Raw genomic sequence first — 26,014 nt, 5'->3', positions numbered from 1 at the left:
TCCGCGCGCGCTTCCTCTACATGCGATGCGTGAGCCAGGCGCCCCAGAACAGGCTCGCAAAAAAACGGACAGGTTCCTCAAAACCGGCCTCGGTGAGCAGGGAGGCCACCTCTTCCTCCGATCCGGGCGGCTCCGCACCTTGCAGGATCCGTCCCATCTTGGCGTGTACCTCATCCGGCTCCGCACCGCTCATCCGCCAGCGCGTCGCCCAGGCCGCCATGAACAATGGCTGCGATGCGTAAGCCCTGTAATTCCCCGCGAGCACGAGGGGTGCGCCCGGCTTCAGCCGTTTGGCGATCTGCGACAGGATATCATGTTTGGCGGCGGCGCCGGGCAGATGATGCAAAACGCCGATCATGATCCCGGCATCGAATGAAGCGGTCGCGTCCAGATCGGCGACGGAACCGAGAATGCTCTCCACGCGGTCGGAAAGCCCGGCCTTGGCGAGCTGCAAGCGCGCAAGATCAAGCATGGGCTCGGACGGGTCCACTGCAATGAAGGACCAATCCGGCTCCAGGCGCGCCGCAGCGATGATTTCTCCAGCCGTGCCTCCAGCACCAACAACCAGCACCCGCGCCTGCCTGCCTTCGCCAAGGCTGGCGGAGAGCATGCAAGCGGAAAGCTCATGGCAAGCGTCGTAACCCGCCAGGGCGATCCGGCTCTGGCGCGCATACTCTCCGGCGCGGGAAGCATCGAACTTGGCGGCGGAATCCTTTGTCATGGTGTCTCGTCTTTGTTTTCAAACGGGTTGGCGTGCCACTACCGTTCAGGATAGAGATTTTGGATCAGGATATTGAGTAAATACATGATCGAAAATTCAAGCCTCCCGCAAAAGCATGATCGTTTGACCGCGTTTCTGAAGGCTTTTCCCCTGAGCGCCACCCATTGCGACGTGGCGGAAGCTGCGAACCTCGTGATTCTCGATGCAGACGGTCGCGGCCGACCGAGCCATCTCATCTACCGGGCGCGATCGACTTGCAGTCTGCCGGACGGAGCCAGTCTGTTTGCCGCCGCCAGGGTTGAATTTGGCGGCAGCGCCAATCCATTGGTTGGTGCACTGCCCGATGAATTGTCGTTCCAGCTGGCCGATGAGCCGCAAATTCTGGGGCTTTCCGACCTGATCGTGGCCGAGGTTGAGGTGACCCGCTGCGGCAGGGGCACGGTTCAGGCGCGCCTGTGCGAAATCGTCATTGTTCTGGCGATCCGCAAGGCAATCGCAAGAGGCACGGTCGATGCCGGTCTGCTGGCCGGGCTGGCCCATCCCCGGCTTCATGCAAGTCTCGTAGCAATGCACGACGACCCTGCACGAAACTGGCAGATCGCAGATCTTGCTGCCGTGGCGGAGATGTCGCGCGGACAGTTCATCGCGGCGTTCAAACGAACGGTCGGTCTGCCGCCTGCCGCCTATCTCAATGGTTGGCGTCTGGCGCTGGGGCGCGCGGAGCTGCGCTCCGGATACAGTGTCAAATCCGTTGCCGCCAAGGTCGGCTTCGGCAGCGCCGCAGCGTTTTCCCGGGCCTTCTCAAGAAGATTCGGCTGCCCGCCGGTGCACACCAGAACGCAGGGTGCAGTCCCATGAAGCGCCGAAATAGATGACGCCTCCTAATTCGAAGGGCGCCCCGCTAAGTTGGCGAGACATTGCAGGCGGGCCATTTCAGGCTAGTCCGCCAAGCTCGCTTCAGACTACGACACCAGCCGCGCTTCAGCGCTTCTCCCGGAGACCGGTCCAAGACCCGCTTTCAAATGTTCGTAAAATCGATTGCAGGCGCGATTGCTCCGGTCCGTGCCGCGGAGAACGGAGATCTTCACCTGTGGCAACGATGGGAGGCCAAACTTGCCGTCGATGATATCTGCACCCGCCGGAACCGTGCTTTCTTCCACGGCGGACACGACACGCCCCGAAAGGATGGCTGAGTGAATGGAGACAATGCTGTTGCTCGAATACACGAATCTCCATTGCCGATTGTTCTGATTGAGCGACTGGATCATGAGATCGCGGCAGATGCAGCCAACCGGAAAACCAGTCAGCGGAACCGGCGCATCGTGCCCAATCTGGGTCTCGGGCGCCCCGGCCCACACGAGTCTTTCCAGGCGCAGGGTCTCTCCCAACTGCTCTCCCAGAGTGGACGGGGCAAGAACCATGTCCAGTTCACCCTTCTTGAGCTTCTCGATATTCTGATCGCGATTGGAGCAATGAATCGTCATGGTGATGTCCGGATTCTCTAGCGTAAAGGCTTCCAATACGCGCGGCAGAAGGATCACCGCGTAATCGTCGGATGTGCCGACCCGGATTTCTGAATGCCGCCTCATGGACTTGATATCGGACTGCACCGCATCGTTAAGGCGCAGGATTTCAAGCGCATAAGGCAGAAGTGCCTCGCCCTCATTGGTAAGCTGAATAGTGCGCCCTGATTTGTAGGTGAGCTTACAGCCCAGAACGTCTTCAAGCTTCTGCATCTGCATGGTGATGGCGGATTGCGTGCGGAAAAGAAGCTGCGCGCTGCGTGTGAAACTACGGGTCTCCGCGATTGTCGCAAAAGTCCTGAGCAGGCTGGTCTCAATATTCTGGAGCACCGTATCCTCCACGGCAATCACATCTGCTCCCGGTGGAGCGCATAGGCGGATCATTGTGCCATGGAACCAGCATTACACAAACCGGAGGCGACGCCCCTGGCCTATTCACCTGCCGAATAGATTTATCAGCCTTACGAATTTCTCCCGCACGGGGTTCGTCGCTACGCTCCTTTCACAAGCATTGCATACGGGGTCGGCGGTCCATCTCGGTTCGATGCACAGCCTGCGGAGAACCATAAAGATGCTTCACGGCAACATCAAAACGGCAAACCGCCCTTCCGGAGAAGCGCTCGGAATTCTGACGATCGTCGCGGCACTTCAGGTCCTGCCATTCTCCGACATCATGGCGAAATATCTATCGCTGAGCCTGCCCCTCATCCAGGTCGTATGGGGGCGTTTCTTCTTCCACTGCATCGCAACAGGCGCATACTCCGCAATGGTCCACGGCCCGAGTGTGCTGAAGCCGCCCCTGTCGATAATGCTTTTATCCCGCAGCGCGGCGCTATTTGCCGCCGTTGGCTTGTTTTATGTGACGATCCACTATCTTCCCCTGACCACCTCTCTCACCCTGTGGTTTATCGAGCCCTTCATACTGACATTGATGGCCGCCGTTTTCCTGAAAGAAAAAGTCTCGCCCCTTCAATGGTTGGCGGTCCTGTTGGGCTTTGTCGGCATCCTCGTCGCCATGAGACCGACACTGGTCGATTGGCATTGGGCTTATCTGACCGGAGTGCTTGCAGGCATTTTCTATGCGCTGTTCCTTTTACTGACACACTTTATCGACACAAAGACGCCCGCCGTGGTGTCGGTCTATCATACCGGCCTTGCAGGTTGTGTGATCGCGTCTCTCGCGGTCGTTCCCCACTGGATCAATCCGCTTCCCGCGCAATGGCTTCTGTTGATCGCAACCGGCATCGTGGCCGCGCTCGCCCACCTGTTGATCATCAAGTCTTTCGAAGGGGCACGCGCGAGCATCATAGCGCCATACACCTACACGGAAATCATAATGGGCGCGGTCCTTGGATATCTTGTCTTCGCGGACATGCCGGATGTCTGGGTGTTTGTCGGCCTCGCGATTGTAATTGCATCGGGCATTGCCCTCGTCAGGAGCAAGCAGCATGTGGGCATCGACCAGGACGCGACTGGACGCGCCAAGCCCTCAACATAGTACCGTGAGATACCGATACGGGTTCAATCGCCCCTGGCGACAAGTCGTGCCGACAGAAGCTCTTCCCACTCCCCTTCGCCAAGAGCCGCATTCAGCGTGCGTTCGAAATCCGACCGCGCATTTTCAAAACGCGCACGCCCCTTGTCGGTGAGAACCGTATAGACCCCGCGCTTGTCGTCAGGGCAGAGATCGCGAATGGCAAGCCCCTCGCGTTCCAGGCGCTCGGCCATGCGCGATACCGAGCTCTGGTTCAGATGCAGATGCGCCGCCAGCTCCTGCATGCGAAGTTCCGAATCCGCGGAGCGCGAAAGGGCCTCAAGGGCGCGATATTCGGACAGGCCAAGCCCGTGCTCAACCTGCAGAGCCTTCCCGAGCTCGGCTTCCACGGTGGCCACGATCTGGGTCAGCCTGAACCAGGCGTCGCTATTCTTGGACATGATCGGAATGGCTCCCACGAATATCGGCGGCGTCTTCCCCACGTGTATGCTCATGCAAGTATCATCTCAAGGGATGACGCGCCCTCCCAGCGGCTCTCCTCTCCGCGCTCCATCGCGAAATGCCTCGAATGGGCGCAGCGCCCCGGCCACTTTAAGCGCCCTCGCTGCAGGTGCGCGCCATAGCTGCGGATCGTGCGCAAGGAGATTGTAGGATCCGCTGTAATCGAAGCCGAAGCCAGCCGCTTCATGCCGGTCTGCGGCAAACAGAACTTGCGAGACCCCCGCAAAATGCGCGCTCATATAGCACAAGGCACAGGGCTCCCCCGAAGCCAGAAGTGTGGCGCCGGCAAGATGGCTTCGCCCATGGGTGAGACAGGCATTTCGTATAGCCTCGACTTCCGCATGCGCGGTCGGGTCGTGACGTTCCCGCACATGGTTGACCCCTCGCCCCAGAACGGTCCCGTCTCTGTCGACGACAAAGGCGCTGAAGGGAATGCCGCCATGCAGGACATGGTCCAGGGAGGAGGCAACGACCTCTTCCATCAATTGCTCGTAAGGGATTTCGGTATCGGCGGACATCATGCCCGCCCTTGCAGTTTGATGCTGTCGGCCAGCTTCAGCCACACGACGCCGGCAATGATCACCGCCAGCCAGAAGGTCTGCGCGATGGTGAGCGGTTGGTCGAGCAGCACACTGCCGAACACGGCCGCCCCGACCGAACCGATGCCGGCCCACACCGCATAGCCTATCCCCACATCGATGGATCGCAGGGCGCCGCTGAGGAAATAGAGCGTCAGCAGGAAAAAGACGAGGGCCGCTATCGACCAGCTCGGAACGGTGAACGCCTGACTGCCGCCAACGCTCAGCGCGTAACCGATCTCGAATACACCGGCAAGAAGCAGCATGGCCCATGCCCGGCCATTGCCCGGGCTCTTCTGATCTGTCGCTGTCATATTCTGTTCCTTTCAAAAAGCAGAGATGCGGAAAATCGGTAGGACGCCCTAGGCTGCCCCACTCAGGCGCAGGCCAGCCACGCCGCCGATGACGAGAACGATCCCGATTATCTTTTTCCAGTTGAGTTGCTGCCCGAAGAAAAGTGCGCCCAGAACGACGATCCCCACGCCTGCAACGGAGGTCCAGATCGCGTATCCCACCCCGACATCGAATGTGAGGAGCGCCAGACTGAGAAAAAAGGTGGCGACGGCACCGCTTGCAAGCGTCGCGATGGTCCACCAGAACCTGGTAAAACCCTTTGCTTTCCCAGCGCTTAGTGCAACCGCGATCTCGAAGACCACGGCAATTCCGAGATAGACCCAGCTCATTTCATCTGTCCTTTCGTGTGGGTTCGCCCTTAGGGCTTTGGAGCAAGTCGACCGCCTCGTTCAGGTCGCCGAGTGAAGGCGTCCCGCGAAAGAGACGATTGCCGACGACAATCGTGGGAACGGACGTAATCGCCATATCCATGCGGGCGTGACGCAACGCTTCATCATGGCGCGCCGCATAGGCACGGCTTTCCAGCACATGACGGGCAGCCTGCCGGTCGAGCCCCGCATCCGAGGCAAGCTCGATCAGAACTTCAGGATCGCCGATATCGCGATTTTCCTGAAAGAACGCCCGCAGGATCCGCATCGAATAGAGGTGATCGAGTCCTTCATCCTGCGCCATGATCAGGAGTTCGAATGCACGCGCTGTTCTGGGCTGGGGCGAGATCGAGGGCAGCGTAATCGGAACATTGAGCCTTGCAGCGAGCGGATAGACCGATCTCTTCCAGATGTCGGGCAAATAGGGGCCTTCCGGCCTCAGCGTCGGAACCGGCTCCGGACGCAGCTCAAACGCCCGCCAGGATATGGCGATATCCCGCTGCCCGATTGCTTCGGAAAGAACGCTCTCCGCCAACAGGCAATACGGGCAGACATAATCGGCATAAACCGTGACGGTGTTCATCAATTCATCCCATTTAATTGCATGCGCATACATATAGATTGACACGCCGTCCGTCAAGATATTTGCATGCGCATGCAATTAAAGACGAATTGCTCTTTCGATCTACCGCCGATTGCGCGACAGGTGGACAGCCCGGGTCGTCTGCAGGACAATCGAAAATGGCGTGAGGGCAGGCAAATGAGGAGCAGGCGGATGAGCGATCCCGATATGAAGATCGAAGCTTTTTTTGACGAAGCCGGGAAATGGAGGGCTGAACTCGCGGCCCTGCGCGCCATCCTTCTCGAAGGCCCCCTCACCGAAGACTACAAATGGAATTCGCCTTGCTACACGTTCGAAGGCGGCAATGTCGCCACCCTGTGGGGATTGAAGGAAAGCTGCGCGCTGGCGTTCTTCAAGGGCGCCCTGCTTGAAGATGACGAAGGTCTTTTGACCGCGCCGGGCGAGAACTCGCGTTCCATGCGCATGATCTGCTTCACGAGCACCTCCGCCATCGCCGAACGGAAAGACACGCTGAGAACCTATCTGGATCGGGCGATAGAGGTCGAGAAGGCCGGCCTGAAAGTGGAGTTTGCAAAGGATGATCTGGAATACCCGGAAGAACTTGCCGACAAGCTGGATGCAGACCCGGAATTCCGCGAGGCATTCGAAGATCTGACGCCGGGGCGGCGGCGCGGTTATGTGCTGCACTTCTCCCAGGCCAAGCAACCGGCGACGCGGATTGCACGGATCGAGAAAGCCGCACCGCGCATTCTCCAGGGCAAAGGCATGCACGACCGCTAGAGATATTTGCACCCCACTTGAATTCCCCACAAATCAAACCTCAGACCATGATACCGCTTCGGGGAAGGGTGATATCACCGTCCCGGGACTGCGGCTCCCGGTTCGCTCTGGCTGCACGCATTGAGCGATCTCTGCATGATGCCCCAGATACGCTCATCCGCGCACTGGGCGACATTGATGCGCAGGAAGGGCGAGGCGCTCTCCGAAACGCTGAACACATTGCCCGGCGCAAGCACGAGCCCTTCCGCCAGCGCCGCCCGCGCCATTGCTGTGGAATCGCAACCCTCGGGCAGACGGCACCAGAGATAGAATCCGCCGCGCGGCATCAGCCAGGGCTCGATGCCCATCGCCCGCAGCCTGTCGCCCACCGCGCGGCGCGCGCCTGTCAATCTGCGGCGCAACTCCTCCACATGCTTGCGATAATTTCCCGCCGACAGCACATCGGCAATCACTTCCGTCACCATGGGGCTGGGCCCGCCGAAACGGGTGGCTACCTGCAGGTCGACCAATGTCTCGATATGCTCCATGGCGCCCGCGATGTAGCCGCACCGCATGGAGGCCGAGAGAGTTTTGGAAAAGCTGCCAATGCGGACAACCCGGTTCAACCCATCCAGCGCCGCCAGTCTGACGGACGGCTCCGGCTCGAAATCCGCAAAAATATCGTCCTCCACGATTGTCACGTCATGGGCCGCAGCGGCCACGAGAACCCGATGGGCGGTTTGCGGCGAAAGCGTCGCCCCGGTTGGGTTATGCAGCGCCGAATTGGTGATGTAGAGCCTGGGGCCCTCCTGTGCGAGGACAGCCTCGAACAGTTCCACATCCGGGCCCGACGGCGTATAGGGCACGGAAACGACACGAACCTGGTGCGCCCGCAGCAATGCCCGGAAATTGAAATAACAGGGATCGTCCACAAGGACCGTATCGCCCGGCCTCAGAACATAGCGGCAGATGAGATCGATCGCTTCCGTGCCCGAGCCCGTAAGCATGAGATTTTCACCGGAAACCTGAAGCCCTTCGTCCACAAGCCGGGCCAGAAGGAGACGGCGCAGCGCGACCGCACCGCGCGTTCCTCCATAATCGGTCAACAAGCTGCTTTCGCCTCGGGCAAGATTTCTGAGCGCGCGGCGCAAGGCTGCCTCCGGCATCCACGATGGCGGCAACCAGCCGCAACCGGGCTTTGCCGCATCGGGATCCGCATCCAGCGATTGGCGCGAAACCCAGAAGGGGTCCACCTCGGGGATACGGCCTCCCCCTTCTTCACCGAGCGTCAATGGCGGCAGGGCCGACGAAGCCACATAGAAGCCTGAGCCGCGCCGTGCCCGGATAAGGCCTTCGGCCGCCAGCCGGTCATAAGCCTCCACCACAGTGGAGGGCGAAACGCGCATCGCCGCCGCGAAGCTGCGGATCGACGGCAATCGGTCGCCGGAGGACAGGGCCCGGCCCGCAATCCTGGAACGAATGGCATCCATCACCGCTTCAGTGCGGGAAGCACCCCGATCCTTCATCGCATCCTCATCAGCCGTATTGAGTATCACACCGATACAGTTTGACCGAATTGTATGGGATTGTCCCTGTTTCTTCCAAGCACAAACCGACAATCCTCTAGCGGCTTGATGCGTTACAGCGAAACGGCGTCACCTCGACGCCCTGGAATGCGGCAAGGCGAGTGAACTGAAACCACCTGTCGGGAAGCGCATGACAAATACGGGAAATGGCTGGGGCAACGGTTTGCTCGGCGTCATCATCTTCAGCGGATCGTTGCCGGCAACGCGGGTTGCCGTTGCGGGGTTTTCGCCGCTCTTCCTCACATCCGCCCGCGCAGCCATCGCCGCACTGCTCGGCGCCGCACTGCTCATCGCATTGCGCCAACGCAAACCGGAACGGAGAGACCTGCCCTCACTGGCCATCGTTTCGCTGGGCGTCGTCGTCGGCTTTCCCCTTTTGACCGCACTTGCATTGCAGCGGATCACTTCCGCACATTCGATCGTCTTCATCGGCCTGCTGCCGCTGGCGACGGCGATCTTCGGCGTGCTTCGCGGCGGCGAAAGGCCAAAGCCCCTGTTCTGGGTATTCTCCATACTGGGCAGCGTCATTGTCGCAGGCTTCGCCCTCTCCTCAGACGGCAGCACCTCGCTCAGCGGTGGCCTCCTGATGGTGGCTGCGGTTCTTGTCTGCGGTCTCGGCTATGCGGAAGGCGCCGCGCTTTCCAGGCGGATCGGCGGCTGGCAGGTCATATCCTGGGCGCTCATTCTGGCAGCCCCCTTCATGCTGGTTCTCGCGCTGGCCACGCTGCCCTCCACCTGGGCGGGCATCGGCCTGCCCGCCTGGCTTGGGCTGGCCTACGTTTCCGTCTTCAGCATGCTCGTCGGTTTCGTCTTCTGGTATCGGGGATTGGCGCTTGGCGGCACGGCAAGCGTCGGCCAGCTGCAACTTCTCCAGCCGTTTCTGGGACTGGCACTGGCCGGCCTCGTCCTCGGGGAGCCCGTGGCGCTGGGCATGATAGCCGCCACGGGCCTCGTTATGATCTGCGTCGTGCTGGCGCGCCGGTTCGCCTGAGGAAATCAGGCCGCAGCCAGCTGCCCGAGATGCGCCGTCAGATCGACGGTTTCCCCACCGGCATTGACGGTCTCGAAATAGTCATGCCAGCCGGTGGTTGCGATGCCCGCCACAAGGGCATCGAGCGCAGCACGATCCGGAGCCCGCCATGCACCGAAGAAGAATGCGTCGGGCGCGTGCGGCACCGCGCTGTCCACCGCTCCGAAGGCAATCGGCTCGACACCAAGCGCCAGAACCCCTCCCATACCAGCACCGATACGGGCGAAGACCTCGTTGCGCCCTTCCGCATCCAGCGAAAGCCATGCTGCGCGGGGCGAATAGAGTTCGATCAATGTGAAGCTCACGTCACTGTTTCCTTTTGGGTTTGGATATCGTGTCGATGGAACGCAGCCCCCTGCGCACAATGCGCTGTGTTGCAGGCGTCGGCGAAGACGCCAGCCATTCAGCACCCAGCGCGCGAACCCAGCCCGGCTGAGACTTCGCGGCGTCATTCAACCAGTTCCCGACGGAATCCTGCACATAGGTGGAAGGATCGTCCCGCAGCGGATCAAGTATCGCGCGGCCCGGCTCGGGATTGAGCTTCAAGGAAGCGATGTGAGAACACCAGACGCCGCGCGGACGTGTGGCCTCACTCGCAAAGCGTCGGACCCTTTCGGATGGGTCCTGGCTCCAGCCCGCCAGAAGCGTAAGTGCATCGTCGAGTTCCAGCACGATGGTTGTCCTGACGGCAAGCCACGCCCATTCGCGCACACCGAAATGCGGATCGTCGGCAAACGGCCTGATTGCAGCAAGCCGCGCGGCAAGGCCCATATCCCTTGCGCCGATGATGAAGCAGGCCCAACCGCGCACCGTATCGCTCCGTTGCGTCTGGAGTCCGGCAATCTCTTCCTCGCTGAGGTTAGCCAGAAGCAGCTTTCCCATCCGTGTCATGCGCGCGGAAATTCCCAGGCTTGCAATCTCCCGCACCGCATCGGCTTGCTGTTGGGCAAGCTCGGGCAGCACCGCTTCAAGAAGTGCGGCAAAATCGACCGACAGGATTTCCTGCAATGTCGCAGCTTCCATTTGACCGGATTGCAGCAATTGACGACGTGCGACAGGAACACTCATGGGTTCGGCCCCTCCATCTCGCGGGACCCGGCGTCCGTGCGCATATAGGCACGGCCAAGCAACCGCCTGAGAAGAGCGCGCTCCTCGGATGTGAAGTCGGAGAAAAGCGTTCCGATCCAGCGGCTATGCTCAAGCGTTAATGCCTTCGCCAGTTGCCGTCCCTTAGGCGTCAGTTGCACGATCAGCTTGCGACGGTCGCTCTCATGCGCACAGCGGCGCACCAGTCCCGCGCGCTCCAGCCCGTCCAGCAAGCCCGTCACCGTTGCGCGCGTTACGCCTGCGCGTTCGGCGAGCTCATGCGGCGAGAGCTCCCCGTCAGCCTGCTCCAGCAGAAACAGAAGAACGAACTTGCCTTCCGAAAGCCCATGAACGCCAAGTCGGGCAGCACAATCGCCATCGATGGCCGAGGCAAGCGCCAGCACCTCGAAGCACAGGCGCATCCCCTCCGCGAAACCCGCCCCATCGTCGCCGGCATGGCCGAGAAGCGCAGCATACTTTTGATCGAGATTTATCATAAGGTGCCTTATTATATGGCGACACCCTATTTGACAAGCGGATGCAAGGCTCTGTTCGTGAATTTTGTACGCCCACCTGCATGGGAACCTGAGAAGCTTGTTTTTCTTTACAATCTGCGGAAGAGCAGCCTTCATTGTGAGGCTGACGACAAGCGGGAGGGACCATGCCGCGCTGGCTTTGGATGTTAAAGCAACTGACCCGGCGGCTCTGGGTGCGCGCCACGCTGATCGGCGTTCTGGGCGTGGTCGCGGCGATCCTGGCAGCGGTAGTCGAACGCTTCGTGCCATGGAGCCTGCCAGGCAGTATCGGCGCCGACGCTGTCGACAGCATTCTCAACATCATTGCCTCCAGCATGCTGGCCGTGACGACTTTTTCGCTGAGCGTTATGACCTCCGCCTATGGTTCGGCGACCAGCAATGTCACCCCGCGTGCGACAAAGCTCCTGATGGAAGACCGCGTCACGCAGAATGTCCTGTCCACCTTTATTGGTTCGTTCCTGTTCAGCATCGTAGGCATCGTCGTCTTGAAAACCGGCGCCTATGGCGACCGCGGTCGTGTCATCCTGTTCTTCGTGACAGTAGGGGTGATTGTGCTCATCGTGGTGTCGCTCCTGCGCTGGATCGACCATCTGACCCGTCTCGGCCGCGTCGGCGAAACGACGGATCGCGTCGAGGAAGCAACACGGCAGGCCATCGAGGCACGGCTCGAACTGCCTTATCTCGGCGGCACCCCGTTGAAGGACAGGCGTGCCATTCCCGCCGCGGCGAAGCATGTCAGCGCCAACGCCATCGGCTACATCCAGCATGTCGATATGGCCGCGCTCTCACGCCTGGCCGGCAAGATCGATAAAGACATCTTCCTTGCGGCGATCCCCGGCACATTCGTCTACCCCGATACGACGCTGGCGCGCGTGAACGCACGCAATACGGAACAGGACGGCGACACTCTGGAGGATGTGCGCAACGCTTTCACCATAGCGCGCGAACGCAGTTTCGATCAGGATCCGCGCTTCGGCCTGGCCGTAATGAGCGAGATTGCCTCACGCGCGCTCTCACCGGCGGTCAACGACCCGGGTACGGCCATCGACGTCATCGGCCGCCTGGTCCGCCTGATGAGCCTTTGGGCAGGCGACGACGTCCACGAAAAGCCAGAAGAGCCCCGCTTTCCACAGGTGCATGTGCCAATGCTGGAAACGCGCGACATGTTCGAGGACGGTTTCATGCCCATAGCTCGCGATGGCGCAGCCATGGTCGAGGTGCAACTGCGCCTGCAAAAAGCCCTGCTGGCGCTGAGCCGCATGGGCGACCGCGACTTTCACGACGCCGCACTCACTGAAGCCAGGCGCGCCCAGGAGCATGCCGAGGCAGCACTCGTCCTCAAAAGCGAGAAAACCCGGTTGCGCGAAGCCATTCGCAATGTGCGGAAACAGGCTGGCGAGACGCCTGCCAACGCACCCCACGCCGCGCCCAGAAAACGCGCCTCGCGCGGACGGGGCACGGCGCGTGGCTAGAGCATTTTGCAGTCAGGTGGAATCACCTGACGTCTGCACAAATGTGGAAAAACAAAGAGATAGAGCGGTTCAGGGTTTCCATGAAACGATGAACCGCTCCAGCGCATTTTACAGTCAGGTGGAATCACCTGGTGTCGGTTCCTTGTGCCAGCTCTTCACAAAAGGCAGGAGCACGAGGCCGATCAGGAACAGGGCCACAATGGGGGCCACGCCGAGCCGCTGTGCGTCTTCCGTCGAAAACCCGAATGCGGAAGAAGCGAAGAACCCGGTCGCCAGCGAGATCGCGAAGGGACCGATGAAGCTCGTCGCCTTGCCGGAGAGCGCATAAAGCCCAAAGGCTTCCGTCACCCGCTCGCGCGGCACCTGATCAACCAGAAGCGTGCGCGAGGCGGCCTGAATGGAGCCGCCCGTAGCCCCGATGAATGCCCCCGCCACGAAGAAGGCGATATCCGGCAGGTTGCGCATCCCCTCGCCCGCCAGCGGCATGAACAGGATTTCCTCACGCGTGGTTGAAATCACGAGCAGCGAGCAGAGCGTCAGAATGACGATGGACAGGCTGACCACGACCTTCGGGCCGAATGCCTTGTCCATGCGCCCGCCAAGCCAGGCGCCTATGGCGCCGGTAACATTGGCGAGAATGCCAAACAGGCCAATCTGTGTGATCGACCAGGAAAGAACGCCCGCTGCATAGATGCCCCCGAAGGCATAGAGCGCGTTGAGCGCATCCCGGTAGAACATCGAGGCGGCAAGAAAGCTGAAATAGCTGCGCTCACGCGGCAGGCGGCGCAATGTCTGGCGCAGACGCCCAAGCCCGTCGCGCACCGCGCCCGCTGCCGCTTGCCGGCGCGCAATGTCAGGCGTGAAAAGAAACATCGGCAGGACGAAAACCGCATACCACAACGCCGTCAGCGGCCCTGCGGCCCGGTCGCCCTCGCGCATGGCCGCGTCGAGCCCGAAGATCGGCTCCAGTCCCAGCAACGTGCGGCCTGTATCCGGTTGGGCAGCCATGAAGCCGAGCACCAGAATCAGCGATAACAGCCCGCCCACATAGCCGAGCCCCCAGGCCGAGCCCGAAAGACGCCCAAGCTCCGAGCGCGGCACGAGGTCCGGCATCATCGCATTGTTGAAGACCGCCGAGAATTCCATGCCGATGACCGCCAGCGCCACCGCGATCAGCACCAGCGTGATATGCTCGCCGCCTGGTGTTGCAAACCACAGGGATGCACAGGCCAGAATACCCAGGGCGGAAAAGAAGAAAATCCACGGTTTGCGCGGGCCCGTGGCATCGGCGATGGCGCCGAGCACGGGCGAGGACAAAGCGATGGCGAGCCCGCCAATGCCCGTGGCCAGACCCCACAGTTCCTGCCCCCGCGCCGCATCCGGCGCAACGGCGGAAGCGAAATAGGGCGCGAACACGAAGGTGATGATGAGCGTGTGAAATGGCTGCTGCGCCCAGTCGAAAAGCATCCAGCCCCATATGCCCCGACGGGGAACGGAAATCGGCGGCTGGATATCGGGACCGGAAGCCTTTTCGGGCACAGCGGCTTCATGGCTCATCTTGCGTTCCTTCACACTCCATCGGGCGCAACTGCCCTCTTCCGCTCAGGAAAGGCGGCGGCGACACGCCGGCAATTCGCCAGCGAATTATTCCACGGAAGCTGAGGGAACCGCCACCGCCCCGTCACGCGGGGCGGTGGGTGTCAGTTCGTCCCTCAGAGGCTCAGGTCGCTCATCAGGCCGGAGGCGACCGTCAGGCGGGAAACGGTGATTTCACCGCCTTCCACCAGAGACTGGAGCCTGTCGCGCACGCGCATCACATGCTCGCCCCCCGCATCCACCCAGGCGGAAGCCGGATCGTCGGCCTTGCCATGTTCTGACAGCGCAGCCAGCGCCATTCCCCGTCGCGCGGCATTGATCATGTCCATGGAGCGGAACAGCGCCAGACCGTCATAATAGTCGGTCGGAACGAGAGCGCTCGCCGCCTCCTCGATGCGCCCGATCCTGAACGCCTCCATGATGCCGAAGAACGCCTTGGCCGCCTTGGGCAGATCCGCGCCTGCCCGATCGGCCACCAGCGCGATATCCGGCACCATTTCGGTGACCTCCAGGAAGGCGAGCTTGCCCGCCAGCGCTTCTGGCGCCCCGGAGCTGACGAGCTGTCCCTTCCGCGTCGAGACATGTTCTCGGATCACGGCGGGAAGCATCGACATCATCTTCGGCTCCAGCGCGGCGCGCGCAGCGCGCAACCGCTCCACCCGTTCGCCGAGCGGAGCATGTGCGGTCTCGTTCTTGAGCTGCCAGGCCGTCGCCGAATAGATGAGCCGCCACAGGATCTGGTAGAGCTCAAGCTGAGCCGAACCGTCGATCTTGTTGTCGAGCGCATCGATTGCCGCATAGAGCGCCGGCAGCTCGAAGCCCTCGCGAACGACGGTATAGGCCGCCACGATATCCGCCGATGGGCGACCGGTGAGATCCTGCAACCTCGTGACGAAGCTCGGACCACCCCGATTGATGATATTGTTGGCAAGCTCCGTCGCAACGATCTCGCGGCGCAGCCGGTGTTCGCGGATTTCGGCCCCATATTTCCCCGACATCTTGTCCGGGAAATACCCCAGAAGATCGGATGTCAGATGCGGCTCGTCCGGCACCCGGCTCGCGACGATCTCGTCGAACAGGACGATTTTCGCATAGGCGAGCAACACGCCGATCTCCGCGCGCGTCAGAGCTTCGCCCCGGCTTTCGCGCTCAGCGAGTTCCTGCGGCCCCGGCAGATATTCCACCGCCCGGTCGAGAAGGCCGCGCTGCTCGAACAGCGTCATCATGCGTGCCTGATGCGGCAACTCCGTCAGGCCGCGGCGTTCCACCTGCGAGATGGCGAGCGTCTGCTGGTAGTTGTTGGCAAGCACCAGCCCGGCCACTTCCTCCGTCATCTCGGCGAGCAGCTTGTTGCGCGCAGGCCGTTGCAGCCCGCCGCCACGCATCGCCGCCGCCAGCGCGATCTTGATGTTCACCTCCACGTCGGAGGAGTTCACGCCGCCGGAATTGTCGATGGCATCGGAGTTGCAGTGACCGCCCTTCAGGCCGAACTCGATGCGCGCGCGTTGCGTCATGCCGAGATTGGCACCCTCGCCGATGACCTTCGCCCCCACCTCGCGCGCGGTCACGCGGATCGGATCGTTGGCGCGGTCGCCGGCATCCTGGTTGGATTCGGCACTGCCCCGCACATAGGTGCCGATGCCGCCGAACCACAGAAGATCGACCTGGGCCTTGAGGATCGCCATCATGATCTCCGTCGGCGAGGCTGTGGTCTTGTCGAGGCCGATAGCCTCTGCCGCCGCCTTGCTGAGCGTGATCGATTTCTGCGAACGTGAGGCGATGATGCCGCCCTTGGAGAGTTTCGACTGATCGTAATCCTGCCAGCTTGAGCGCGGCAGGTCGAACAGCCGTTTGCGCTCCGCATAGGCAATGGCGGGATCGGGTTCGGGATCGATGAAGATATCCCGATGATCGAACGCCGCCACGAGTTTGGTGCAGGTCGAAAGGAGCATGCCATTGCCAAAGACATCGCCCGACATGTCGCCCACGCCAACCGCCGTGAAGGGCTCCGTCTGGATATCACGGTTCATCTCGCGGAAATGCCGCTTCACCGCTTCCCAGGCGCCGCGCGCCGTGATGCCCATCTTCTTGTGGTCATAGCCCGCCGAGCCGCCCGAAGCGAAAGCATCGTCGAGCCAGAAACCATGTGCCTGGCTGATCGCGTTGGCCGTATCGGAGAAGGTCGCCGTGCCCTTGTCCGCCGCCACCACGAAATAGGGATCGTTCTTGTCGTGGCGCACGACACCCTGAGGCGGCACAACCTTGTCCCCGTCCAGATTGTCGGTAAGCGACAGAAGGCTTGAGACGAAGTTGATATAGGCCGAACGCCCCGCCTCGAAAATCTCCTGCCGGTTTCCACCGGCCGGCAGCTGGCGCGGATAGAAGCCGCCTTTCGCACCGACCGGCACGATGACGGCATTCTTCACCTGCTGCGCCTTCACCAGGCCGAGCACCTCCGTGCGATAGTCCTGCGCCCGGTCGGACCAGCGCAGGCCGCCACGCGCCACCGGGCCGAAGCGCAGATGAACCCCCTCGACCTCCTGACCGTAGACGAAGATTTCCCGCCATGGACGCGGCTGCGGCAGCCCCGTGATCGAGCGCGAATCCAGCTTCAGAGCCAGCGAGCGAGCGCCCCCCTCCTCACGCGGCGCATAATGGTTGGTGCGCAAGGTGGAGTGGATCAGGTTCAGGAAGCGCCGGACAATCGTGTCGTCATCGAGATTGGGCACCTTGTCCAGATCGTCCTCGATCGCCGTTTCGATGGCATGCGCTTGTTCACCCGCCTTTTTACCGTTGGCGGTGGCCGGATCGAAACGCGTCACAAACAGCGAGAACAGCTTCTGCGCGATATGCGGATAGCGGTTCAGCGTCGCCGCGATGAAATCCTGGCTCTGCGGAATGCCAGCCTGCTGCAGATAACGGCTGTAGGCGCGCAGAATGGCGATCTCGCTCGCCCTGAGCCGCGCAGTCTGGGCCAGCGCATTGAGGCGGTCATTGTCGTGTTCGTTCCGCCACACGGCAAGGAACATCTCCTCGAACAATGCACCGCCATCGGCAAGGTCGATCGACCCTTCGAAGGCATTCTCCAGTTCCATGTCGTGGATGAAGACCTGCGCAGCCGCGTCATCGTCCTCGCCCACCTCGAAGGTGCGCTCGCTGATGACCCGGAAGCCCATGTTTTCCAACAGCGGAACACGCTCGGTCAGCGGCACGGGCGTGCCGTAATGATAAATCTTGAGCGCGGCCTGATTGTCGGCCTGGTCTTCATGACGATGGAAGTCGATGGCAATCGTGTTTTCAGGCGAAAGCACGGCCATGCGCTCGGCATCCACCAGCGCCGTCTCGGCGGAGAAGCCATTCCGGTAGCTTTCGGGAAAGGCTGCGGCGATGCGGGCAAAACGCGGATCCGCCCCGGTTTCCTCCGCCGCTTCCTGCAATGCGTCGTCCCAGGTGCGAACGATCTTGCGGATACCCTCTTCCAGGACATCCGGCTCGACGCGTGGCGTCTTGCCGCCCGACCGGCCGATGATGAAATGGACACGCGCCAGCGATCCTTCCGGAAAAGCCGGATAAAAGGCGGACAGGCGCCCCTGGAACACGGTCTTCAGATAGTTGCCGATTGCCACGCGCGCCGCCGAATCGTAGCGGTCGCGCGGAACGAAGACGATCACCGAGACGAAACGGTCGAATTGGTCAACCCGGTAGAGCGCGCGCACGCGCGGCCGCTCGCCAAGCGCCAGGATCGCCTCCGCATGCTTGCGCAGGATCGGAACGCCGATCTGGAAAACCTCGTCGCGCGGATAGGATTCCAGCACATTCGTCAACGCCTTGCCGGAATGATCCGTCGGCGCAAAGCCCGACTTGGCGAGAACCGCCATTGCCTTGGAGCGAAGATAGGGAATCTTCATCACCGAATGCGTGTAGGCCGAAGACGTGAAGAGCCCGACGATGCGCAATTCGCCCGTAAGCTTGCCCTTCTCATCGAAGGTCTTGACGCCAATGTAATCGAGATAGGCGCGACGATGCACCACCGACTTGGCATTGGCCTTCGTCACGATCAGGGGGTCTGGACCGTGCAGGAATGCACGAATTTCAGGCGTCGTCGACACCGCTTCCGTGCCGCGCCTGAGCACCAGCACGTCGGGGTCTGCCAGAATCCCAAGCCCCTTCTTGTCCGCGCGCTCCAGGGTTCCGTTCTCTTCACCGCCCGTGTAGCGGAATTCCCGCATGCCCAGGAAGGTGAAATTGTCGTCGCGCAACCATTCGAGGAAAGCGATGGCCTCGGCCACGGCGTCCTGTTCCAGGGGCACCGGCGCATAGCGCAGCTCCGTGATTTCCTGGTCGAGACGCGCCAGCATGGGCTTCCAGTCGGCCACCGTCGCGCGCACCTGCTTCAGCACCTTGCCAAGCCGCTTCTCCAGCGCCTTGCATTCGTCGTCGGACATGCGCGGCAGATGCACATGGATGAGGCTGACCTTGTCGACATCGCCCGACGGCTTTGCTGAAGAGGCGTCTCCGACGATCTCGGCTGCCCCCTTCTTTTCATGTTTGACGAAGAGAACCGGATGCAGCACCAGGCTCGGTTCGCCGGCACTGTCGCTGAGCTCTCCCATCACGGAATCGAAAAGAAACGGCATGTTGTCGTTGACAACGGTGACAACCGTTACCGGACGGCCGAGCCGCTCGATGCCGGTATCGTTGTCCACCCGCAACACGCTTTCGCCCGGCAGATGTGCAGCCACCGTCCGGGCGGCCACCTCCGCCGTTTTGAGAAGCGCCGCGTCATCGTAGGACTTCAGGTCCTCCGACGGTGCACGCGACAAAATGAGTTGATACAGGCATTCGGCACCTCCGACCTTGCCCTTGGTCCCGCTTTTTCCAGAGGTTTTGGAGGTTTTTGCCTTGGCGACCATTCGAAAAATCCCTGTTGGTTGACCGGCCATGACTATCGTATGCAGACGAAAGCAATTTGACGACCCGTCATTGCTCCGTGCAGGCTGAATACACCGTTATTCCTCTCGAAAGGGTATCCAAGCCATGTCAAAGCCCGTCACAGCGCTTCATTTGCCCCCTTTGGAGGGTCTCAGCGAGAAAACCGAGGCCTATTTCGACAAATGTCGCGAAAAACTCGGTCTCGTCCCGAATGTGCTTCTGGCCTATGCATTCGACGAGAATAAGCTCAACGCCTTCACCGCAATGTACAATGACCTGATGCTCGCGGATTCGGGTCTCACCAAGCTCGAACGCGAGATGATCGCCGTTGCGGTGTCAAGCGTGAACCACTGTTTCTATTGTCTCGCCGCGCATGGGGCGGCCGTGCGCCAGCTTTCCGGCGACCCGGAACTGGGTGAGCTGATGGTGATGAACTATCGCGCGGCAAGGCTCGATCCGCGCCAGAAGGCCATGCTCGACTTTGCGGTAAAGCTGACCGAGACACCGGCCAGGATCGAGGAGGCAGACCGCCAGGCACTGCGCGATGCCGGTTTTTCCGAGCGCGACATCTGGGACATCGCGGCGGTCGCCGCTTTCTTCAACATGTCGAACCGTCTCGCCGCCGCCGTCGACATGCATCCGAACCACGAGTATCACGCCATGGCGCGTTGAGGTCCGGCGAAGGCAGCTTCAGCGATACACCCTGATTCGGGTCTGCGGCCCGATCAGCGGCAGGAGACGGGCCATGGCGCGCGGTTCGATGGCGATACAGCCCGCTGTCGGTGGAAAACCGGGTTTTGCGATGTGGAAAAAAATGGCGCTTCCACGCCCCCGAATGGCGGGCCTCATGTTCCAGTCGCTGACCATGCATATGTCATAAAGCCTGTCCTGACGGCGCATCTCCTCGCAGCTTGCCGGATAAGGCAGCTTCACCGGTCGGTTGTAGTTCCGGTCCCCCGGCGCGTCGCACCAACCATCCGAAGAAGCAATGGCACGGATGGCAAACCGTGACGGCGGAGGGCCGCAAGGGGCCCGGTCTCCACGGAAATACCCGTAGAGCAGACGCATCTCGCAGACGGGCGTGGCCCCATCCCCCTCGCGCTTCAGCATCGTCGTCCCACCCCGCCCCAGGGCGCAACGAAACACGAGCCCGCCGGCATTGACGAGCCCCTGGCTCGGCCGCCCGGGCCTGCGCCGCACCTCGATCAGCCCGATTATTTTGCCGGCTTTTTCACTCATGTCTCGAAATCCCCGCCTCTTGGCTTATCTGTTGCCCTGTGGAACAAATGTTCGCCATGGTCTTTTCGCACTGTCACGTTCCGCATAAAGCTGGAATGGTCAATCCGGCATTTCCATTCGAACGAACTCCGAGTTCCTGGATAGTGGACTGAAGCATGACGTCACGCACCATTCTCATCGTCGATGATGACGAAGACCTCCGCGCCACGCTTGTGGAGCAGCTTGCGCTGTACGAGGAATTCGACATCCTGCAGGAAGCCACTGCAACCAAGGGTATCCAGACGGCGCGCAACGCGATCGTCGACATACTCATCATGGATGTCGGCTTGCCGGACATGGATGGGCGCGAGGCGGTGAAACTCCTGCGCAAGGGCGGCTATCGGGCACCGATCATCATGCTGACCGCGCAGGACACTGATTCGGACACGATCCTTGGGCTGGAAGCGGGCGCCAACGATTACGTCACGAAGCCGTTCCGCTTTGCCGTTCTCCTGGCCCGCATCCGCGCCCAGCTGCGTCAGCACGAACAGAGCGAGGACGCTACCTTCAGCGTCGGCCCCTACACGTTCAAGCCGTCCCAGAAACTTCTGATCGACGAGCGCGGCGGCAAGATTCGCCTGACGGAAAAGGAAGCGGCCATCATCAAATACCTCTATCGCGCCGAGCAGAAGGTCGTCACCCGCGACGTGCTCCTGGAGGAGGTCTGGGGGTATAATTCGGGCGTCACCACCCACACGCTCGAGACGCATGTCTACCGCCTCCGGCAAAAGATCGAACGCGATCCTTCCAAAGCTGAAATTCTTGTGACAGAAAGCGGTGGTTACAAGCTCGTTCCCTGAGGGGCGCCATGACGGCGCGCAGGGATGTGAGGGAACGGGTCGGGGACGACGCAAATGGCGCTGGACGATGACATACGCGTTCTGTCCGGCGTGGGTCTTTTTGAAGGGTTCACGCGGGAGCAGTTGCGCCTGATAGCCTTCGGCGCCGAGAGCATGACACTCGGAGCCGGACGCGATATCTATGCGGAAGGGGCTCCTGCCGATTGTGCCTTCATCATCGCTTCGGGCAGCGTGGTCCTGTTCAGCGAACAGGAAGAGCGACGGCAGGTCGTCGACAAGCTCGGACCGGGCGAAATCCTTGGCGAACTCGCCCTCATCACGGAGGGGCGCCGCCTCACCAGTGCGATGACCGAAAGCGAAACCCGTCTCGTGCGCCTGAGCCGCTCCACCTTCCATCGCATTCTCGAAGAATTCCCCGAAACGGCAGTGCTGTTGCACCGGCGTATTTCGAAGAACCTTCAGGCGATGATCGCTCGCATGGAAGCAACGGCTTCGCGGCTGATCAGATAGGGCCTCGCCGGAGCATTTTTTGGCTTGGCGCCGCCACAACTCTATCCGAAATCGAAGCCGGCAATCACCGGTACATGGTCGGACGGGCGCTCCCAGCCACGCGCCTCGCGCAGCACCTCGATGCTCCTGAGCGCCGGCGACAGGTTGGGCGACGACCAGATATGGTCGAGCCGGCGTCCGCGATCGGAGACATCCCAGTCGCGCGCCCGATAGCTCCACCAGGTGAAAATCTTTTCCTCCGGCGGGATGATCTGCCGCATCAGATCCACCCAGCCGCCCTCCTGGCGCAGGCGCTCCAGCCCCTCCGTCTCGACGGGGGTATGGCTGACGACCTTGAGGAGTTGTTTGTGCGACCAGACATCCGTCTCGAGCGGAGCAATGTTCAGGTCGCCGACAAGGACGCTTCCCATCGTATCGTCCTCTTCGGCCTGCACTGAATGCATTTCGGCCAGAAAGTCGAGCTTGTGACGGAACTTGGGGTTGATCTCGGGATCCGGCTCGTCGCCGCCAGCAGGAACGTAGAAATTGTGCAGAAGCACCTTGCGCACTCCCGCGTCCACAGCAACCGAGACATGCCGGCTATCGCCCATGCGGCAGAATTCACGCTTTTCGACGAGTTCAAGCGGACGGCGTGAAACGGTAGCCACACCGTGATAGCCCTTCTGGCCATGGATCGCCATATGTTCATAGCCAAGCTTGCGGAAGGCTGCGGAGGGAAACTGGTCGTCCTGGCATTTGGTTTCCTGCAGGCACAGCACATCGGGCTGGTGCCGCTCCAGGAACAGCTGCACGAGAGGCATGCGCAGCCGGACGGAATTGATGTTCCAGGTGGCGATTGTGAAGGGCATGAGACGGACCGGGCTCCTGATCGGGAAGCAAAACTGCCCTCTCCCCGCCTTGAACACAAGCACGGCGGCCCGGCTGAGACGAAAACGCCGGGCTGTCCACAGCCCGGCGCCATCTGAAAGCGTAGGATATGCGCAAACCGCTATTTTCTGCGGTTGATCTCCTCGACGCGGCGGTAATCGATCTTGAACACGCTCGGATCGAAGGTCACGCCCTGCTTGACGTTGAAGATCATCACCGTCGTGTCCTTGCCTTGCGCGTCCGTGATGGTCCACTGACGCAGTTCATAGGTCTTGGAATCGAACATCATCGTGATGGTCGCATTTCCGAACACGGACTTGTCGACCAGCTTGACCGTGGTGAGGTCGCTGTCCTCCTTCACCGTCTGCACCTTGTTGCCCGAAAGATCGATTCGCTCGTCGAGCAGAAGCTTCAGCGGTGTTTTCGACAGCGGGTAAAGATCGGCAGTGTTGAGCTTCTTGTTGAACAGCACGACCGAATCGCCATCGGATGTCACCCGGAAGCCGGATGGCTCCTCATAATCGAAGCGAATCCTGCCAGGCCTCTGGATGTAGAACTTGCCACCCGTCTGCTCTCCGCGTGGACCGAACTGCACGAACTCGCCCATCATGGTGCGCACGCTCGAAAAATGCGAAGCAATGCGCTCAGCGCTTTCCGGTGCCGCTGCCATGGATGGCGTGAGCGCGGCCGCAAAACCGAGAAACGCCGCTGCAAGAATGGCTGCCGGCCGTCTGCGATAGGCGGCTATCCGATGAATCATGGTATCAAGTCTCCACATTTGCCCCTCGGATAACCGTCCAGTTGGGCTTAAATTTGGCTGCCTGGACAAACGCGGTCCGCTTGCGGAAAACGCTCTAAACCTCGTCCTGCTCGGTGGGCACCAGAATTTCGCGCTTTCCGGCATGGTTGGCCGGGCCGACAATGCCTTCCTCTTCCATCCGCTCGATGATCGAGGCGGCACGATTATAGCCGATGCCAAGACGCCGCTGGATATAGCTCGTTGAGGCCTTGCCGTCGCGCAGAACCACCGCAACCGCCTGGTCGTAGGGATCGTCCGAATCGCCCATATTGCCGGCCCCGCCGCCCCCGCTGCCACTGCCGGAGCCGCCATCCTCGTCCTCGTCGTCCTCAGTGACGGCATCCAGATAATCCGGCACACCCTGACGCTTGAGATGATTGACGATGCTCTCCACCTCGCCGTCGGAGACAAAGGGGCCATGCACGCGCTGAATACGCCCGCCGCCAGCCATATAGAGCATGTCGCCCATGCCCAAAAGCTGCTCTGCGCCCTGCTCACCGAGAATGGTGCGGCTGTCGATCTTGGACGTCACCTGGAAGGAGATACGGGTCGGGAAGTTTGCTTTGATCGTGCCGGTAATGACATCCACCGAGGGTCTTTGCGTGGCCATGATGACATGGATGCCCGCCGCACGCGCCATCTGCGCAAGGCGCTGCACCGCCCCCTCGATGTCCTTGCCGGCCACCATCATCAGGTCGGCCATCTCGTCGATGATGACGACGATGAACGGCATCGGATCAAGGTCGAGATGTTCGCTCTCGTAGATCGCCTCGCCCGTCTCGCGGTCGAAGCCTGTCTGCACCGTGCGGGTGATCGTCTCGCCATTCTTCTTGGCCGCGACCACGCGCTGGTTGAAGCCCTCGATGTTGCGCACGCCCACCTTGGACATCTTGCGGTAGCGGTCTTCCATTTCCCGCACGGTCCATTTGAGCGCCACGACCGCCTTCTTCGGGTCAGTCACCACCGGGGTGAGGAGATGCGGAATACCGTCATAGATCGACAGTTCGAGCATCTTCGGGTCGATCATGATGAGGCGGCATTGCTCCGGCGACATGCGATAAAGCAGTGACAGGATCATCGTGTTGATGGCGACCGACTTGCCCGAACCCGTGGTGCCTGCAACGAGCAGGTGAGGCATCTTTGCGAGATCCGCAATCACGGCTTCGCCGTTGATGGTCTTGCCCAGCGAAAGCGCCAGCCATGCCTTGCTCGTTTCGAAATCGCGGCTGGCCAGAAGCTCGCGCAGATAAACAGTCTCACGTGTCGAGTTCGGCAGTTCGATACCGATCGCATTGCGACCGGGTACAACCGCGACGCGGGCAGCGATGGCGCTCATGGAGCGCGCGATATCGTCGGCAAGTCCGATGACGCGCGAAGACTTGATGCCCGGCGCCGGTTCGAGCTCGTACAGCGTGACGACTGGGCCCGGCCGCACATGGATGATCTCGCCCTTGACGCCGAAATCTTCCAGAACGCCTTCGAGAAGGCGCGCATTCTGCTCCAGCGCTTCCTTGGAGAGAAGCGGATCGCGCGTGGAAGCCTTCGGCTCCGCGAGCAGGTGAAGCTGCGGCAGTTCAAATGTGCCGTTGTCGAGGAAGGAAGCCTGCGCCTCGCGACGCACGCGCGCGCCTTCAACCGGTCGCGGCGCGGGATTGTCCACGCGCTTGTCCTGAACGGGAGCATCACCGGCCTGCGGGGCAGGTTGCGCATAACCGCGAGCCTGAGGGGCAGCCCGCTCCGTCTCCACCATCGGACCGCGCTCCATGGGAACATCGTCCTCGTCGAAATCGGGCTCCACATGCATCTGCCGGCGCGGCGCCACATCGAAATCGTCGAAGGGTGGATCTTCATCGAGGTCGAGCGGCTCATCATGGACATAGCGCTCGCGCTCCCGCGAACGACCGCCGAGATTGCGCCGGAAGAACGCCGCCAGTGAAAGCCACCAATGCGCCATATAGCCGAGGACGACCGACATGCCGCTCTCGCCCTCGTCTTCGTCAAGATCGTCGAACGGCGTATCGTCCTCCTCCGGAGCGGCAAAAACATCGCCATCCGGCCGCGAGAGGATGCCCGCGCCGAAAAGCAGCATCCAGCCAGCCGGCAAGCACAGTACGGCTGCAATCAGGAAGCCGACAAAGCCGCCGGGATAATCGCCGATGAACTTGGCGGGCAGGGACAGGATCATGTCGCCGAACACACCGCCCAGCCCCGTCGGCAAAGGCCACGTTGTCGGCGGCGCAAAAGCGCCGACAACCGCCGCCGAAAAGATTGCGCCAATGAACCACGCGCCGGCACGCTTGAGCGGCCGGTCGAGCTGTCGCCCGATCATCAGGAGAACGCCCCAGGCCACCGCAGGCACAAGCCCCACAACGGCGGCAAGGCCATAAAACTGCATGGCGAGGTCGGAAAAGACTGCACCGGGATAGCCCATGGCATTGGTCACGGGATTGTCGGTCGCATGGCTGAAGCTGGGATCGGCCACGTTCCAGGTGGCAAGGCTTGCGATGGCGAAGGCCACGAAAGCCAGAAGCGCCAGTCCACCGAACCGGGCCGCCTGTCGGCGCAGAAAGCCCTGCAGCCCGTAAGCATTGTCACCCATGGCAGGAAATACGGAAGACCCGGAACTCATGCGCATTCTCT

At 61.3% G+C, this 26,014-nt stretch carries 25 protein-coding genes; 8 read left to right on the top strand and 17 right to left on the bottom strand.

Annotated elements, in window-relative coordinates:
- Positions 1-16 precede the first annotated feature (16 nt).
- A complete protein-coding gene (locus NA8A_RS20610; protein ID WP_009452341.1) occupies positions 17-721 on the bottom strand; it encodes an SAM-dependent methyltransferase in 705 nt (234 codons plus the stop codon).
- Positions 722-805: 84 nt separating this feature from the next.
- Between NA8A_RS20610 and NA8A_RS20605 the strand changes: the two genes are divergently transcribed.
- Positions 806-1,579, top strand: a complete 774-nt coding sequence (locus NA8A_RS20605) for a helix-turn-helix transcriptional regulator (protein ID WP_009452340.1) — start codon at positions 806-808, stop codon at positions 1,577-1,579.
- Between the two features lie 104 nt (positions 1,580-1,683).
- On the opposite strand, the gene NA8A_RS20600 is transcribed toward NA8A_RS20605, so the two are convergent.
- Positions 1,684-2,574, bottom strand: coding sequence for a LysR family transcriptional regulator (locus tag NA8A_RS20600; RefSeq protein ID WP_177203386.1), 891 nt, complete (start codon positions 2,572-2,574; stop codon positions 1,684-1,686).
- Between the two features lie 241 nt (positions 2,575-2,815).
- Here NA8A_RS20600 and NA8A_RS20595 point away from each other — a divergent pair, with 241 nt between their 5' ends.
- Positions 2,816-3,742 (top strand): DMT family transporter, encoded by a 927-nt coding sequence (locus tag NA8A_RS20595; RefSeq protein WP_009452338.1) that lies wholly within the window; start codon positions 2,816-2,818, stop codon positions 3,740-3,742.
- Positions 3,743-3,765: 23 nt separating this feature from the next.
- Here the strand turns inward: NA8A_RS20595 and NA8A_RS20590 are convergent, their stop codons facing one another.
- From NA8A_RS20590 to NA8A_RS20570, 5 genes are all read right to left on the bottom strand, one after another.
- Positions 3,766-4,179 (bottom strand): MarR family winged helix-turn-helix transcriptional regulator, encoded by a 414-nt coding sequence (locus tag NA8A_RS20590; protein WP_177203387.1) that lies wholly within the window; start codon positions 4,177-4,179, stop codon positions 3,766-3,768.
- A 66-nt stretch (positions 4,180-4,245) separates the two neighbouring features.
- Positions 4,246-4,761 carry a nucleoside deaminase gene (locus NA8A_RS20585; protein WP_009452336.1) on the bottom strand — a complete coding sequence of 172 codons (516 nt, stop codon included), beginning with the start codon at positions 4,759-4,761 and terminating at the stop codon, positions 4,246-4,248.
- On the bottom strand, positions 4,758-5,132 hold the full coding sequence (locus tag NA8A_RS20580; RefSeq protein WP_009452335.1) for a DMT family transporter: 375 nt from the start codon (positions 5,130-5,132) through the stop codon (positions 4,758-4,760). The genes NA8A_RS20585 and NA8A_RS20580 overlap by 4 nt, the downstream gene beginning before the upstream one ends.
- Positions 5,133-5,180: 48 nt before the next feature.
- Entirely contained in the window at positions 5,181-5,501 is a 321-nt protein-coding gene (locus NA8A_RS20575; protein WP_009452334.1) for a DMT family transporter, read from the bottom strand.
- Between the two features lies 1 nt (position 5,502).
- Complete coding sequence (locus NA8A_RS20570) at positions 5,503-6,123, bottom strand: DsbA family oxidoreductase (protein WP_040673244.1); 621 nt, start codon at positions 6,121-6,123, stop codon at positions 5,503-5,505.
- A gap of 192 nt (positions 6,124-6,315) precedes the next feature.
- Between NA8A_RS20570 and NA8A_RS20565 the strand changes: the two genes are divergently transcribed.
- On the top strand, positions 6,316-6,903 hold the full coding sequence (locus tag NA8A_RS20565) for a YdeI/OmpD-associated family protein (RefSeq protein ID WP_009452332.1): 588 nt from the start codon (positions 6,316-6,318) through the stop codon (positions 6,901-6,903).
- Positions 6,904-6,977: 74 nt separating this feature from the next.
- On the opposite strand, the gene NA8A_RS20560 is transcribed toward NA8A_RS20565, so the two are convergent.
- The gene (locus NA8A_RS20560) at positions 6,978-8,408 is read right to left on the bottom strand and encodes an aminotransferase-like domain-containing protein (protein WP_009452331.1); all 1,431 of its coding nucleotides are present in this window, start codon (positions 8,406-8,408) and stop codon (positions 6,978-6,980) included.
- Positions 8,409-8,598: 190 nt separating this feature from the next.
- On the opposite strand from NA8A_RS20560, the gene NA8A_RS20555 reads away from it, so the two are divergent.
- Positions 8,599-9,459, top strand: a complete 861-nt coding sequence (locus tag NA8A_RS20555; RefSeq protein ID WP_009452329.1) for a DMT family transporter — start codon at positions 8,599-8,601, stop codon at positions 9,457-9,459.
- A 5-nt stretch (positions 9,460-9,464) separates the two neighbouring features.
- Here the strand turns inward: NA8A_RS20555 and NA8A_RS20550 are convergent, their stop codons facing one another.
- From NA8A_RS20550 to NA8A_RS20540, 3 genes are read right to left on the bottom strand one after another with little or no spacing between them, the layout of a single operon-like run.
- Complete coding sequence (locus NA8A_RS20550) at positions 9,465-9,803, bottom strand: DUF6616 family protein (protein ID WP_009452328.1); 339 nt, start codon at positions 9,801-9,803, stop codon at positions 9,465-9,467.
- A 1-nt stretch (position 9,804) separates the two neighbouring features.
- Positions 9,805-10,566, bottom strand: coding sequence for a DNA alkylation repair protein (locus NA8A_RS20545; RefSeq protein WP_009452326.1), 762 nt, complete (start codon positions 10,564-10,566; stop codon positions 9,805-9,807).
- On the bottom strand, positions 10,563-11,081 hold the full coding sequence (locus NA8A_RS20540) for a MarR family transcriptional regulator (protein ID WP_009452325.1): 519 nt from the start codon (positions 11,079-11,081) through the stop codon (positions 10,563-10,565). The genes NA8A_RS20545 and NA8A_RS20540 overlap by 4 nt, the downstream gene beginning before the upstream one ends.
- Positions 11,082-11,245: 164 nt before the next feature.
- Between NA8A_RS20540 and NA8A_RS20535 the strand changes: the two genes are divergently transcribed.
- Positions 11,246-12,592: a DUF2254 domain-containing protein gene (locus NA8A_RS20535; protein ID WP_009452324.1), complete on the top strand. Its 1,347-nt coding sequence runs from the start codon at positions 11,246-11,248 to the stop codon at positions 12,590-12,592.
- A 114-nt stretch (positions 12,593-12,706) separates the two neighbouring features.
- Here NA8A_RS20535 and NA8A_RS20530 read toward each other — a convergent pair whose 3' ends face one another.
- Together NA8A_RS20530 and NA8A_RS20525 are read right to left on the bottom strand one after the other, a co-directional pair.
- Positions 12,707-14,149, bottom strand: coding sequence for an MFS transporter (locus NA8A_RS20530; RefSeq protein ID WP_009452323.1), 1,443 nt, complete (start codon positions 14,147-14,149; stop codon positions 12,707-12,709).
- A 155-nt stretch (positions 14,150-14,304) separates the two neighbouring features.
- A complete protein-coding gene (locus NA8A_RS20525; RefSeq protein WP_009452322.1) occupies positions 14,305-19,101 on the bottom strand; it encodes an NAD-glutamate dehydrogenase in 4,797 nt (1,598 codons plus the stop codon).
- Between the two features lie 124 nt (positions 19,102-19,225).
- Here NA8A_RS20525 and NA8A_RS20520 point away from each other — a divergent pair, with 124 nt between their 5' ends.
- Positions 19,226-19,792, top strand: coding sequence for a peroxidase-related enzyme (locus NA8A_RS20520; RefSeq protein ID WP_009452321.1), 567 nt, complete (start codon positions 19,226-19,228; stop codon positions 19,790-19,792).
- A gap of 18 nt (positions 19,793-19,810) precedes the next feature.
- Here NA8A_RS20520 and NA8A_RS20515 read toward each other — a convergent pair whose 3' ends face one another.
- Entirely contained in the window at positions 19,811-20,359 is a 549-nt protein-coding gene (locus NA8A_RS20515) for a L,D-transpeptidase family protein (RefSeq protein WP_009452320.1), read from the bottom strand.
- 155 nt (positions 20,360-20,514) lie between these two features.
- On the opposite strand from NA8A_RS20515, the gene NA8A_RS20510 reads away from it, so the two are divergent.
- Together NA8A_RS20510 and NA8A_RS20505 are read left to right on the top strand one after the other, a co-directional pair.
- Positions 20,515-21,198 carry a response regulator transcription factor gene (locus NA8A_RS20510; protein ID WP_009452319.1) on the top strand — a complete coding sequence of 228 codons (684 nt, stop codon included), beginning with the start codon at positions 20,515-20,517 and terminating at the stop codon, positions 21,196-21,198.
- A gap of 54 nt (positions 21,199-21,252) precedes the next feature.
- Positions 21,253-21,708 (top strand): cyclic nucleotide-binding domain-containing protein, encoded by a 456-nt coding sequence (locus NA8A_RS20505; protein WP_009452318.1) that lies wholly within the window; start codon positions 21,253-21,255, stop codon positions 21,706-21,708.
- A gap of 41 nt (positions 21,709-21,749) precedes the next feature.
- On the opposite strand, the gene xth is transcribed toward NA8A_RS20505, so the two are convergent.
- The 3 genes from xth to NA8A_RS20490 all read right to left on the bottom strand — a co-directional run bounded on the left by xth (position 21,750) and on the right by NA8A_RS20490 (position 26,003).
- Complete coding sequence (xth, locus tag NA8A_RS20500; RefSeq protein ID WP_009452317.1) at positions 21,750-22,556, bottom strand: exodeoxyribonuclease III; 807 nt, start codon at positions 22,554-22,556, stop codon at positions 21,750-21,752.
- Between the two features lie 140 nt (positions 22,557-22,696).
- Positions 22,697-23,335: an outer membrane lipoprotein carrier protein LolA gene (locus NA8A_RS20495; protein WP_009452316.1), complete on the bottom strand. Its 639-nt coding sequence runs from the start codon at positions 23,333-23,335 to the stop codon at positions 22,697-22,699.
- Positions 23,336-23,429: 94 nt separating this feature from the next.
- Complete coding sequence (locus tag NA8A_RS20490; RefSeq protein ID WP_009452315.1) at positions 23,430-26,003, bottom strand: DNA translocase FtsK; 2,574 nt, start codon at positions 26,001-26,003, stop codon at positions 23,430-23,432.
- Positions 26,004-26,014 lie beyond the last annotated feature (11 nt).

The organism is Nitratireductor indicus C115, assembly GCF_000300515.1.
GTDB classification, from domain to species: Bacteria; Pseudomonadota; Alphaproteobacteria; order Rhizobiales; family Rhizobiaceae; genus Nitratireductor; species Nitratireductor indicus.
This window is presented reverse-complemented; position numbering and strand designations above follow the sequence as displayed.